The organism is Thioalkalivibrio nitratireducens DSM 14787, assembly GCF_000321415.2.
GTDB classification, from domain to species: domain Bacteria; phylum Pseudomonadota; class Gammaproteobacteria; order Ectothiorhodospirales; family Ectothiorhodospiraceae; genus Thioalkalivibrio; species Thioalkalivibrio nitratireducens.
Genome location: NC_019902.2, coordinates 424,875 through 438,188, shown reverse-complemented (window position 1 = coordinate 438,188; position 13,314 = coordinate 424,875). Strand labels below are relative to the sequence as shown.

8 protein-coding genes and 2 pseudogenes are annotated in these 13,314 nt (G+C 65.9%); 3 read left to right on the top strand and 7 right to left on the bottom strand.

What is annotated here, in order from left to right:
* Positions 1 to 214 precede the first annotated feature (214 nt).
* Positions 215 to 3,700 carry a mechanosensitive ion channel domain-containing protein gene (locus TVNIR_RS02095; protein ID WP_237251706.1) on the top strand — a complete coding sequence of 1,162 codons (3,486 nt, stop codon included), beginning with the start codon at positions 215 to 217 and terminating at the stop codon, positions 3,698 to 3,700.
* Positions 3,701 to 3,736: 36 nt separating this feature from the next.
* On the opposite strand, the gene TVNIR_RS02090 is transcribed toward TVNIR_RS02095, so the two are convergent.
* A complete protein-coding gene (locus TVNIR_RS02090) occupies positions 3,737 to 4,681 on the bottom strand; it encodes a LysR substrate-binding domain-containing protein (protein ID WP_043739089.1) in 945 nt (314 codons plus the stop codon).
* 128 nt (positions 4,682 to 4,809) lie between these two features.
* Between TVNIR_RS02090 and TVNIR_RS02085 the strand changes: the two genes are divergently transcribed.
* Positions 4,810 to 5,169 (top strand): TusE/DsrC/DsvC family sulfur relay protein, encoded by a 360-nt coding sequence (locus TVNIR_RS02085; protein ID WP_015257310.1) that lies wholly within the window; start codon positions 4,810 to 4,812, stop codon positions 5,167 to 5,169.
* Positions 5,170 to 5,212: 43 nt separating this feature from the next.
* On the opposite strand, the gene TVNIR_RS02080 is transcribed toward TVNIR_RS02085, so the two are convergent.
* From TVNIR_RS02080 to TVNIR_RS20345, 3 genes and pseudogenes are all read right to left on the bottom strand, one after another.
* Entirely contained in the window at positions 5,213 to 6,703 is a 1,491-nt protein-coding gene (locus TVNIR_RS02080; RefSeq protein WP_015257309.1) for a RimK family protein, read from the bottom strand.
* Positions 6,696 to 7,931, bottom strand: coding sequence for a GNAT family N-acetyltransferase/peptidase C39 family protein (locus TVNIR_RS02075; RefSeq protein WP_015257308.1), 1,236 nt, complete (start codon positions 7,929 to 7,931; stop codon positions 6,696 to 6,698). The genes TVNIR_RS02080 and TVNIR_RS02075 overlap by 8 nt, the downstream gene beginning before the upstream one ends.
* Before the next feature lie 116 nt (positions 7,932 to 8,047).
* Positions 8,048 to 8,256, bottom strand: a pseudogene (locus TVNIR_RS20345) (helix-turn-helix domain-containing protein); the annotation flags it as partial.
* A 307-nt stretch (positions 8,257 to 8,563) separates the two neighbouring features.
* Here TVNIR_RS20345 and argA point away from each other — a divergent pair.
* Positions 8,564 to 9,886 (top strand): amino-acid N-acetyltransferase, encoded by a 1,323-nt coding sequence (gene argA / locus TVNIR_RS02070; protein WP_015257306.1) that lies wholly within the window; start codon positions 8,564 to 8,566, stop codon positions 9,884 to 9,886.
* A gap of 77 nt (positions 9,887 to 9,963) precedes the next feature.
* Here the strand turns inward: argA and TVNIR_RS02065 are convergent, their stop codons facing one another.
* The 3 genes and pseudogenes from TVNIR_RS02065 to TVNIR_RS02055 form a co-directional block, all read right to left on the bottom strand.
* Positions 9,964 to 10,344, bottom strand: a complete 381-nt coding sequence (locus TVNIR_RS02065) for a group I truncated hemoglobin (protein WP_015257305.1) — start codon at positions 10,342 to 10,344, stop codon at positions 9,964 to 9,966.
* Between the two features lie 116 nt (positions 10,345 to 10,460).
* A complete protein-coding gene (locus TVNIR_RS02060; protein WP_015257304.1) occupies positions 10,461 to 11,039 on the bottom strand; it encodes a TetR/AcrR family transcriptional regulator in 579 nt (192 codons plus the stop codon).
* A 662-nt stretch (positions 11,040 to 11,701) separates the two neighbouring features.
* Positions 11,702 to 12,922: pseudogene (locus tag TVNIR_RS02055) on the bottom strand (IS110 family RNA-guided transposase).
* Between the last annotated feature and the right edge of the window lie 392 nt (positions 12,923 to 13,314).

Below are 13,314 nucleotides of genomic sequence, written 5' to 3'. Positions count from 1 at the left end.
GATCGCCACGTTGCTTCGCTCCTCGCGATGACGGTGGTTTCGATGACGGCCCGTTCCAATTTGCGGAGCTTCCCTGATAATCAGCCTCCCAACCCCCGTCCGTACCGGGGCAGGCGTTCGTGGAGAAACGGGACTGCGGCGTAGCACTATCGGCATCCCGGTAACCCACTGATTTCAGTGCAGCGTAGCAGTTTGTTTCTCAAGAGGACCGACCATGTCCCAACCCGGCCCGAGCATGCACCTGCCGCTGACACGCTTTTATCGCCTGCTGCTTCTGCTCCTGCTGCTGCCTGCATGGCCAACCGCCGCGGCTGCCCAGGAACGCAACGACCATGGGGCCGCGGCGCCTCCAGTGATCACCTCGCAACAGCTGCGGGACCTGCGCGCCGAGGTGCAGGGCGGACGCGAGCGGCTCGAACCGCTGATCGAGGCGATCGACCTCGGTCCGGCCGAGCAGTGGCTGGAGCGCAGTCCCGCCGAGCGCCTGACGCAGCGGGTGGAGGCCGCGGCCGACCACCCACCCTCCCGAAGTCTCTGGGAGGGTGCGCTGGAGCACGAACAGGCCGCGACCGAACGGCTGCGCGGCGCACTGGACCGCGCGAATCTGGCGCTGGCAGGCTTCCAGAGACTCAATCAGGCCGAAGGGCAGATCACCAGCCTGCTGGACGCGGACCCGATCGTGATCACCGACACCGCGCCCGAAGGCCGGAATCTGAGCGAGATCGAGGCGGATATCGCCGCGCTCGACCGCCGGCGCGCGCAGATCGCGCTCGAGCGCGATCAAAAGCAGCAGACGTTGGTGCGCCTCGAGGAGCAGGTTCGCACCCAGGACGAGACCATCGAGCGGCTGCGCCTGGAGCGCGAGACGGAACTGGAGCCGCCGCCCTGGGGCCCCCTGGAAGAGCCCGCGCTCGCCGAGGCTTTCGATGCCTGGCAACTGGCGTTGGACCGGCGGACCGAGGCCCGGATCCTCGCCGCCCAGCTCGATGGCCAGACGCTTCCCGCGCGCATCGAGATCCTGCGACTCGAGACACGGGTGCTGGCCGCGGAGGGCGTCTGGGCGGCGCAGCGGCTGCGACAGCTGGCGGCGGAATTGGCCGAGCGTTCGGGAGAGGAACTGCGCGCGCTTCGCGGCGAGATCCGGCGCCTGGTCGAACGGGATCCGGAAGCGGGGGAGCGCTTCGGCCCGCAGATCGAGCTGCTGCTCGAACGCATCGACCGGATCGCCCATACCCAGGCACGGGTGCGCACGCTCCAGGAAAAACGCGAGCGCTTCGCACAGATCGAGACCGATATCTCCGACACGCTGGCCAGCGTCCGCGAGCGCCTGGAGATCGGCGGCCTGACCGAGATCCTGGGCGGCCTGTTGCTCGAGGAGCAACGCCGGCTGCGGCAGATCGAGGACCTGCGCTTTTTGTTGAGCGATCTGGAGCGCGAACTCGCGCAGTCCCGGCTGCGCGATATCAGCCTGCGGGACGAACTGCGCGCGTTGCCGCCAGTCCTGCCGGCGATCGCCGACGACCCGTCCGAGGCAGAGCTGCGGCGCCTGCAACGCGAGGTGATCCAGTCCCAGTTGCAGGCCGACGAGCAGCTGACCGAGCACCTCCGCCTGGCCGAGGTGCGATTGCGCGCGGTCGTGGCCCAGGTCGACGAACTGGCCCAGTTGCTGCGCGAGTCGCTGCTCTGGTGGCCCAGCCACGTGCCGGTCGGAATCGACTGGTCGGCCCAGCTGCCGGCCGCCCTGCTCGCGTTGCTGGACCCGGCCTCCTGGCAGGAGATCCGCAATGCGATGTATACCATCACTGCGGGAAGCCCCTGGGGCACGCTGCTGACGGTATTGATCGCCGGCCTGCTGTTCCTCTGGGGCCGGGGAACACCCCAGCACCTGGCGCGGCTGGCGGAAAAGACCAGTCATCGCTACAGCGACCGCATCGGGCTGACGTTCCAGGCGATGGGCTGGAGTCTGCTGCGCGTGCTGCCGGTACCGCTGCTGCTGCTGTCCACCAGCTTGCGACTGGAACAGCTGCCGGAGATCGGGCCGGGGGTGGAGATTCTGGCCGCAGCCCTGCTCGGAACCGCGATCTGGTGGCTCGCCGGCCACCTGTTCCTGCTGTTCACCAGCCGCAACGGGGTGGGCATGGCCCACTTCGACTGGAATCCGCTGGTCGTGCGCCGGCTGCGCCTGAACCTGGCCTGGTACCTGCCCACCCAGCTCACGTTGATCATCTTCCTCGCGCTCGCATTCGGCCATCCCAGCGAGCTGGTCTTCGACGTGTTCGGCCGCATCGGCCTGCTGGCGGCGGTGGTGCTGAGCGGCCTGTTCGCCTGGCGCATGCTCGCACCCCGGCGCACCGATGCCGACGTGGATCCGCGCCAGAACCGCCGAAGGCGGCTGGTGCGCATCGCACTGGCCGCGGTCGCGGTGGCGCTGATCGGACTGACGCTGGCCGGCTACCTGCTGACCGTGTCCGAACTGCTGGGCCGCATCATCAACACCATCGTCGTCGTCGCCGCGGTCTGGCTCGGCTACAGCCTGGCAGCCCGCGCGCTGGTGCTCAGCGAGACGCGGCTGGTGATGCGCCGGATGCGCGAGCAGCGCGCCAAGGCCGCGGCCCTGGAGCCGGGCAGTACCGTCGGCGAAGGCGCGGTCATCGACCTGCCAGAACCCCACCTGAGCGTGGAAAACATCAACCAGCAAACGCGCACGCTGCTGCGCGTCACCGCGGGCGCGGCGCTGGTACTGGCGCTGCTCTGGGTCTGGGCGGATATCCTGCCGGCGCTGACCTGGCTCGAGCGCGTGACCCTCTGGTCGCGCACGATCGTGGTCGGTGAAACCGAGATCCTGAGCCGGGTCAGCCTGCAGGACTTCCTGCTCGCGATCTTCCTCGGCGTCCTGTTCACGCTGGCGGCACGCAACCTGCCCGGGCTGGTCGAGATCCTGCTCTCGCGCAGCACGCACATGGACGCGGCCGGCCGGTACACCGTGACCACGCTGCTGCGCTACGTGCTGGCCGTCGTCGCGGTGATCAGCGTGTTCTCGCTGCTCGGCCTGCGCTGGAGCGAGCTGCAATGGATGGTCGCGGCATTGACGCTGGGCCTCGGCTTCGGCCTGCAGGAAGTCGTCGCGAACTTCGTCTCGGGAATCATCATGCTGTTCGAACGCCCGGTGCGCGTCGGCGACACGATCACCATCGGCGAGTACAGCGGCACCGTGGCCCGGATCCGCACCCGCGCGACGACTATCATCGACTGGGACAACCGCGAGATCGTGATTCCGAACAAGGCGTTCATCACCGAACGCCTGATCAACTGGACGCTGTCCGACACGATGACCCGGATCGTGATCCCGGTTGGCGTCAGTTACACTGCTGATGTCGACGAGGTGATGGCTACCCTGCAACACATCGCCGAGGCCAGCCCCCTGGTGCTGAGGGATCCGCCCCCCACCGTGTTGTTCCTGAAGTTCGGCGACAGCGCGCTGAGTTTCGAGCTGCGCGTGTACGTGGACCAGCTAAAGGACCGGCTGGTCACGATCAGCGAACTGCACCAGACGATCATTCGGCAATTCCGCAGCAAGGGCATCGAGATCGCATATCCACAGATGGACCTGCATATCCGCGACGTCGCCCCGATGGCCCGCGCCGTGTCACGGGACGGCGACACGGACGGGAATGGCCGGAACCCGCAGCCGTCGCCCTGACTCCCGCGTGCCCTCCCGGCCACGGTCCCGAACCGGTCACAGGTCCGCGCGGCGGGACACCGTCGCGCCCGCCCCCCCTCCCCTGCCGATGCGATCCGCCTCCTGCTGAAACAGGTCGATGAACCGCTGCTGGAAACGGCGCACGTACTTGCCCCGCGGGTAGGCGAGCCGGGTGACCTCCCAGGGAAACAGGTGGCTCAGATCGCGGCGCTCCAGGTCTTGGTCGTGTTCCGGGTGAAATGCTAGATCAGCGATGATGCCGATGCCCATGCCGGACCGTACGTAGGTCTTGATCACGTCGGCATCGGCTGCACTCAGCACCACCCGGGGGTGCAGGCCCACCTTCGCGAAGGTCTGGCTGAGGCTGGTCCTTCCCGTGAAGCCGAACACGTAGGTGATTATCGGGTATTCGCAGAGCGCCCCGAGCGAGATCGGCCTTCGTTCCAGCAGCGGATGCCCCGGGGGCGTGATCAGGCAGCGGTTCCAGCGATACGATGGCAGGGTGACTAGGGCCGCATGATCGCCAACGGCCTCGGTACAGACCGCCAGGTCCACACGATCCGCCAATGCCATCTCGACCAGCTGGGCCGGCGTGCCCTGGTGGATCTGCACCTCGACCTCGGGGTACGCCCGTTTGAATTCCAGCAGCACCGGCGGCAGCACGTAGCGGGCCTGGGTATGCGTGGTGCCGATGCGCAGCACACCGCGGGCTTCCTCCACGTGGTCGCGCCCCACGGCCACGATGTTCGCGACCTCGGCCAGCATGCTGCGGGCATGCCCCAGCACCTTGTCCCCCGCCTCGGTCAGGCCCACCAGCCGCTTGCCATGGCGCAGGAACAGCGGGGTTCCCAGCGCCTCCTCCAGCAGCCGCAGGTGCTGCGAAACCGCGGGCTGGACCAGGTGCAATTGCTGCGCCGCACGGCTGACGCTGAATCCGCTCTCGGCCAGCGTCACCAGGGAACGGAGTTGCCGGAGCTCCATATCAATAAGGACAATATAAATGCATGCTTCATTATTTTACTTGATATGCGGGCAGGTCGATACTCCATTTCATGGCGCCGCGGCACGATCCGCCGGCACCACGACCCAAGCCACACGGAGACATCACCATGCTGAGGATCCCGGAACCCTCCACGTCCAGACCCAACTCGCAGCTGTTCGCAGAGCCCGGCACCCTGTTCGACGAGGACGGGTTCGTGGTCGACCACGAGCACTGGAACGAGGCGCTGGCCGAGCGCATCGCCCGGCGCGAAGGCGTGGGAGCATTGGACGAACGGCACTGGAAACTGCTGCACCACGTGCGCGAACGTTACCTGGCATTGGGCGGCATGCCCGGCATGCGGCGCGTCTGCAAGGCAACCGGCATGTCGCGCGAAGAGATCTACGACCTCTTCGGCGGCTGCCTGCCCGTGTGGCGGATCGCCGGACTTCCCAACCCCGGCGAGGAAGCCAAGACCTATCTGGATTGAGCGACAGCGCCAGCAGGCCCGCCTGCCGGTATCCTCGCCTGCCTCAGCCCGGTACAGCTTGGCTGCGCCGGGCCGTGTCCAGCCGGCGCACAAAATCCTCCATCACCGCCCGGTATAAGGTCTCGCCGAGCACCTTGTCCTCGACCCCGGCATCCAGATTCGGGTTGTCGTTGACCTCGATTACCATCACGCCGCGCTCGGTCAGCTTCAGGTCGACCCCGTAGAGGCCGTCACCGATCAGGTTTGCAGCTTTCACCGCAGTGCGCACCACCGCGGCCGGCGCGTCGGCGATGTCGACGGTGTTGAAGCCCCCCTGGCGCGGTCCGCCCTTGGCGTCGTGGTTCACGATCTGCCAGTGCTGGCGCGACATCAGGTACTGCGAAGCGTACAGCGGCTTCTTGTTCAGCAGGCCGATGCGCCAGTCGTAGTCGGTGTACACGAACTCCTGCGCAAGGATCAGGTCGCTCTCCTTGAGCAGCTTCTTCGCGATCGACTCGAGCTCCGAACGGCTGCTCGCCTTGAACACCCCACGGGAGAAGCTGCCGTCCGGAATCTTCAGCACCACCGGGTAGCCGATCAACTCCTCGGCGCGCAGGATCGTGTCGCGGTTCAGGATCACGGTCTTCGGCGTCGGCACCTTCTGCGCCGCCAGCCGCTCGGCCAGGTACACCTTGTTGGTACAGCGCAGGATCGAGTTCGGATCGTCGATCACGACCATGCCCTCGCCCTCGGCCTTGCGCGCGAAGCGGTAGGTGTAGTGGTCGATGCGCGTGGTCTCGCGGATGAACAATGCGTCGAACTCCGCCAGCCGGCCGAAGTCGCGGGCCTGAATCAGCTCGACGTCGACCCCGAGCGCGCGCCCGGCGCGCACGAACCGCTTCAGGGCCGCCGTGCTCGACGGCGCGAGTTGCTCGCCGGGGTTGTGCAGGATCGCCAGATCGTAGCGGTGGCTCTTCGCGCCGCGCGGCCGACGGAACGGCTTCTTCAGGTAGCCTTCCAGCGCGGTGAAGAACTCCACTTCCTGCGCTGCGGACAGCGAGTTCAGCGCGAACGGCTTCAACGCGTGGATCTGCCACTGCTCGCCCTGCAGCCGGAACTCGACCCGGAACATCGGCGCGGGAAACAGCGCGAACAGCTGCGCCGCGATCTCCTGCATCTCCTTCGCCGCGCATTGTCCGAAGAACATCGTCAGCTCCAGCGCGATCGGCTGCAGCCCCGCCCGGCTGCGCCCCAGAACCCGGCCCACCTTGCGGTCGAGATCCTCGGTGTCGAGGCTGTAGATCGCCTTGCGCGACAGGTCCTGCAACGTGCGCACACTGGGAATCACCCGGTGACCACGCGCCTCGGCCAGCAGCGAGCCGTAATACCCCTCGGAAAGATAACGCTGGCTACGGCAGAGATTGATCACCCGTAGGCTCGCGGAATAGCGCTCGGAGGACGCCTTCAGATAGGCGTCGACCTCGGCCACCGGGAGCCTCGGGAAATGCGCCTTCCAGTCCGCCTTGCGTTCGATCAGCAGCAGGTGCTCAGACATCCGTTCCCGGCTCCTTCAGGTCACGGGGACCCACGATCACGGCCGCCTGCAGTCCCGCGCGCCCATAGCGCGCCATCCGTTCGAAATCGCGGCGCAGGATCGGCATGTTGATCGAATCGACGGCCCGCTCGCCCTCCTCGACGTCGACCAGCGGATCGTGCACGTAAATGAAACGCTCGTCGAAGCCGGTCACGGTGACCCAGTGCGGGAAGCGCTCGGCGTAGATACGCACGCTGCTGATCAGCACCACCGGCACCCGGCCGGCGTGGAAACGGTCCTCCAACGCCCCGACATTCACCGGACCGTGCACAATCGGCACCTGCAGGCGTTCCAGTTCCTTGACCATGTCCTCCTGCACCAGTTGCATCACCCTTTTCTTGTCCGCGCTGCGTACCGAGTCGAAGAACGCGACTCCGGTGTCGCGCACCAGCAGTTCCACCTCGAAGCCGCGGTGCGCTGCCGCGAGCGCCAACCCGTACGGCCCGCAGCCGCCGTGTCCCGAGGTCATGAAGATCGTCGTCGCCTCGCGCCAGACCCGCAGTTCGAGCTTGCGGTCAAGCTTCACGCCGGGATCGACCGCGCGCATCGCCATCATCAGCGCCGCCGATCCGCAGGTGAAGTCGAGCGTCTGCGCATAGAACGGGGCCCGCACCAAAGCGGGATCGGGGCCCGGCGCCAGCGACTTCTGCAGCCGCAGCGCCTCCATGTGGTCCTCGTAGTAATCCTCGATGGTGCCGAAATCGCGGTATCCCATGCCCCGGAACAGCGCGAGGCTCGCGGCGTTGTCCCGACGCACCTCGAGGCGCAGATCGGCACAGGCATTCTCGATCGCCGCCGCCTCGGCCGCCGCCACTAGGCGCCGCCCCAGCCCGAGGCCCCGGGCACCACCGCTTACCGCGATCGAGTACAGCCGCGCCAGCGAAGTGCCCCGGCTGAACAACACCATCACGTAGCCGATCAGGCTGGAACCGGCGGGATCGGGGGCCACCAGCGTCCGCGCATGGCCGCGCGTCAGCAGGTAGCGAAACTGCCGCCGCGAGATCCGGTCGCCCTCGAAACATGCCTGCTCCAGTCCCACGAGGGCATCGAGGTCATCAAGTGTTGCCGGCCGGATCCCTGGCTCCCGCGCTGGCTCGACCGGATCGTGGGACAGGCGATCCGCCACCGCGGGGCCAGCCGCCCGCCGCGATGGCGCGAGCCCGGATAACGGGGTTTCGGTCTTGGCCATCGAGTCCTCGTGCAGAGCGGGGCCACAACCCGAATTCTACTCCGCCCCCGGTGGATCCGGCGCCCGGCAGCGGATACTCCGCCCCATCCGCGTTCATTTGGGGTCCGGCCTGCCGATTAGGACATGGGTTGAATTCCGTTGCCGGCTTCGTCGAAACGAACCCGTTCCGCGCCGTCCAGATTCACCGACTTCTTCGCGCACCAAAGATCGTGCCTATCCGCCTGGCCAGCCAACTCTCTGGCGAACGGCCTGGCCCCTTGGATAAACGCAAGCCCATCTCGTGACTGACTGGGCTTTGACCCTGCAGCACTCGCGCTACCGTGGACGCCGCAAACGGTACAGCCCTGAAGCGGTGCGTTTCCCATGCGAGCCGCTTGCGGGATCGGGGATCCATACTCATGATGCAGCTTTCAGGCGATACGCACGGGCCTTAGGCGATTGCCGGAAAACAGGGTACCGGATTTTCGTTCGTCGGCAAGGCGCCATCCCGGGCGCATTGTGGTTCCATGCAACCGGGAGGGCAACGCAGCGGACGGACCAAAAGACCAGCAAGACGGTATCTTGTTTGACAGAAATCGCCTTAGAGGGCGGTGGACCTTTGATAGAGGTGCGTAAGAGCGGCGTTGGGGGCAATGGAGACCGAGCAGCAACAGACCGGACTTGACTGGTTCCGCGCGGCGGTCCCCTACGTCGCCGCGCACCGCGACCGAACCATGGTCATCGCCATTGCGGGCGAGGCCGCGCAGGCGCCGGCCTTCCCGACGCTGCTGCGTGACATCGCACAACTGCGGGCGTTGGGCACGCGCGTAGTGCTGGTGCACGGCGCGCGGCCGCAGATTGAGGTGCGGCTGCGCGAGCGGGGGCTGGCGCCGCGCTACGCCGCTGGTCTGCGGGTCACCGATGCCGATGCGCTCGAGGCGGTCTGTGACGCCGTGGGTCGGCTGCGACTGCACATCGAGGGGCTGCTGTCGCGCAACTTGGGCAGTCCCGGCATTGCCGGCGCAAGGCTGCGCGTCGCCAGCGGCAACTTCGTGACCGCACGCCCGCTCGGCGTGCGCGAAGGCGTCGATTTCCAATACACGGGCGAGGTTCGCCGGGTGGACGCACAGGGCATCGCCCGCCTGCTCGACGAGGGGCAGATCGTGCTGGTATCGCCGCTCGGCTACTCGCCGACCGGGGAGGTATTCAACCTGTCCGGCGAGGACGTTGCGACCCAGGTCGCAGCTGCACTGAAGGCGGACAAGCTGGTGTTCCTGACCGAGGCCGGCCCGCTGCGCGACCGGCAACGGGAGATGCTGACGCAGTTGACGGTGCCGGCAGCCGAACAACTGCTCGCGACCGACTCCCGATTGCCCGAGGAACTCGCGGCCCATCTGCGCAGCGCGATCGAAGTCTGCACCGTACACGACCTGCGCGTGCACCTCGTCGACCGCCACATCGACGGCGGCCTGCTGATCGAGCTGTTCTCGCGGCGCGGCATCGGCACGCTGGTCAGCCGCGAGCCGGTGGAACGGCTGCGTGCCGCAACCGTCGACGACGTCGGCGGCATCTTCGACCTGATCCAGCCGCTGGAAAGCGAGGGGATCCTGGTACGGCGCTCGCGCGAGCACCTGGAACTCGAGATCGACTGCTTCCAGGTACTCGACGCCGACGGTCTGATCATCGGCACCGCGGCGCTGTACACGTTCCCGGAGACCCAGGCCGCCGAGATCGCCTGCCTCGCACTACATCCGGAGTACCGCGGCGGCGGGCGCGGCGACCAGATCCTGGAACACATCGAGACGCTGGCCCGGCGACGCGGCCACCGCCAGGTGTTCGTGCTGACGACCCGCACCGCACAGTGGTTCCAGGAACGCGGCTACCGCGAGGGGCAGGTCACCGAACTGCCACCTTCGCGGCAGGCGCTGTACAACCAGGCGCGCAACTCGAAGGTGTTGGTCAAACCGCTGGGCTGAGCTGAATCGTCAGCGCGGCCGGATAGCGGCCGTGACGGCCCTCCACATCCGCTGCACCCGGCATGCGTCATGGTGGGTTACTGACGCACGATCTGGTCCTTGAGCGACCAGCAGATCATCAGGAGTTCCTCCTTCTCCCTCTGGCCAACCCCGTGTTCGTCCAGCGCTGCAAGGATGTCGTCGAGCACCGCCACAAACTCCTGGTCGCTGATGTTCATGCCCCGGTGGGCCACCAGCATATCTTTGCCCGTGTAGGTCTGGGGGCCGCCGGTCCCGGCGGAGACGAACGCGGTCAGGATCGGAATCAGCGCCTCACGATCGCTGGCGACATACCTCCGCTGCACTGCCGGGTTCCCGATGTGCCGGTCAAAGATGGTGCCGGCAATGGCGCGGATCCTGTCCTCACCCCCCAGTCGATCGTACAGCGAGCGGGTTGCGGAGTTCTTCGAGTGATCCATGTTGTCTGCCTCCTCGGTCTGGCGGTTTGACATGTCCCCGCGCTACATGAAGTCGCTGGGATACGCGGAGATTGGATTAGACTGGTCTGTCTATTTTTAGGACAAATCGATAGCGGTCAGCGGGTGACGACCGCAGTGAAGTAGAAGTCGAGCATCGCGTTCAGCGGCGCGGGATCGCGTTTCAGTCGGCTGCGCAGTGCGGCCCCTTCCCAACAATCGAGCAACAGGTCCGCGAGTTCCCTCGGATCCGCCTCCCGATCGATCTCGCCCCGCTGCCTCGCTTCCTCCAGGCAGGCGGTCAGGCGATCGACGATCGCCACAAAACAGCTTTGGATCCTGCGTCGGAAGCCCTCGCTGACACCCGCCAGTTCCTGACCCAGGCCGCCCAGCAGACACCCCATATAGCCTTCCCGCCGGTACTTCTCGCGAGACAGTTCGAAGAAGGCGCGTACCCGCTGGAGGGGTGACAGCCGAGAATCGCCAAGGCTGGCATCCAGGCCCGCGTGCACCTCCTGCATGTACTCGTCGATCACCTGCAGGGCGAAGTCTTCCTTGTTGGTGAAGTGATGGTAAAACGAACCCTTCGGAACATGCGTAGCCTCGAGCAAGGCCTGGATGCCCAGATCGTGGTAGCCGTGCTTCAGCAGCATGGAAAGGCCGGTGTCGAGCAGGCGTTGTTTGGTCGTCGATGCCATAGGTGCTCAATTAGACAGAACGGTCTACTCCCAAGACTAGACGTTGAGACAAGACTGTCAAGGGTGGACGGCGGCGCGGCCTCCCCCACTCTTGCAGGTCATCGCGGTCGACAGGCGATCACTTTCCGCTGCCCCACGGGTGTCGTTCTTGCCGGAGATCCGGTCGCCGTTCCAGCTCACCTACGTCGTCACCACAGAATCATTGAACAGAAGGCACTACTGGAAGCGCTGGAAATCCGCTCCGTGGAGGAACTGACGTGTTGCCACCGCCAGTAGGCCGGGGAAGCGTTACGATCAGGTCGTGCCAAACGCGATGCGCTATGGACGGTGTCAATGGCCATCGGCAGCATGAGCGATCTGGAGCAGGTCCATAAGGCGCTGGGGGCCGGTGCACGCAAGCGTATGCTCGCGATGATGGACGACAGGGCCTGTATTCGCGAGGTCTCGCCTGACTACAAGGCTGGTGTTAGCGTGAAAATACGCCGCCATAGAATCGTATGTCTATGATTTATAATCGTATTTTCATCCTTCGGGGTGCCTCGCGGCCGAGGGCATGACAGTTAGCGTGAAAGAACCTGACGTTGGGGCGAGCGAGATTCTGGCGTGACGCATGCCGGTGCGCAAATGCCTGCTTGCGGGACTCGAAGAGCCTGTGTGGCGGCTCAGGTGGCGGTGAGATAGCCGTGCTTTTCCAGCATCTTCAGCCAGCGCGGCGCGTTGCGCTGCACGACGAGAGGCCTCGTAATCGACGGTGCGATCCTGGTAGGGGGCCGCATGATTGAGCATGGCGTAGACGATGCGCAGGAGCTTGTGCGCCAGGGCCACGATGGAGCGCTTGTGTCCCTTGCGGATGGACAAGGCCGAAAACTTGTCCTTGAGCGCACAGCGGGTGCGGGAGGCGGCTTGCGCGAACTCGCACAGCAGGCGACGGACCCAGGCGTTGCCCTTGCGCGTGCGTCCGCTTTTGCGTTTGCCGGCGCTCTCGTGGTTGCCGGGGCAGATGCCGACCCAGGACGCGAGGCGTTCGGCGCTGCCGAAGCTCGCCATGTCGGTACCGACTTTCGACGAGCAGCATGGCGGCGCCAATGCGGTCGATGCCGGGCACGGTTTCCAGCAGGCACACCTGCGGCTCCCAGGGGGCCAGACCCGCAAGCAGTTCCTGTTCGAAGCGGGCGATCATGGCCTCGAGGTACTCGATGTGCGCCAGAACCTCGTTGAGCACGAAGCGGTGCCTGGTGCTCAGTTCCTCCGGTTGCAGGGCTTCGAACAGTTCTTCGCGGGAAGCCCGCAGGCGGCCGGCGAGGTCGAGGATTGCGTGCATGGGGCATCGGCGAGCAGGGCCTTGATCATGGCCCGTGCCGACGCGCCGTGTACGTCGGAGACCAGCACGTTCAGGCGAATCCCGGCATCGGTCAGCACCTTGTGCAGCCGGTTCTTCTCCGCGGCCAGCATCCCGACCAGCTTCTGGCGCTGCCGGGCGATCAGGCGCAGATGGCGGATCTCGGCCGGAGGAATGAACGAAGCCCGCAGCAGACCGGCACGGGCCAGCGTGGCCAGCCACTGGGCATCGGAGAGGTCGGTCTTGCGGCCAGGCACGTTTCGGGCGTGACGGGCATTGACCACCCAGGCCATGACGCCCACACGCTCAAGGGCCGCATAGGGGCTCTTCCAGTAGATCCCAGTGCTCTCCATCACCACGACCTCGGGGTCAAACCCGCGAACCCACTCGGCCAACGCCCGCCGATCGCGCTTGAAAACCACCAAAACTCCCGGTGCTCCACCGCCACACTGCCATCGGGCTGCTCGATCAGCGCACAGGCCGTGATCTTGCTCTGGTGCACATCCAGACCGACAACGCGCCGGTGAATCGGGGTAATGTCCATGCTGACCTCCTCGGGCAAACGCACTATCCTTCACGATGTGCTGTCGCCAAGGGCGCCGTCCTTCAACGGCCTGTCGGGACTCGACGGCTCTTTTAGCGTGCGCTGTCCATGACCCTTCCAGGCCATGCCAGGCAATCCGGGGGTACAGTGAAGGGCAGCGGGTCGAGTTAGCGTGCGCGGTCAGGCGCCATCAAGAATTATCGCGACCTCAGCCCGACGCGACAGCACGCCCATTATCTTTCATCATCGGGGGTGCCGCGCGCCCGGCGGCATGACAGTTAGCGTGAAAATACGCCGCCCTAGAATCGTATGTCTCTGATTTATAATCGTAGTTTCATCCTTCGGGGTGCCTCGCGGCCGAGGGCATGACAGTTAGCGTGAAAGTCACGGCC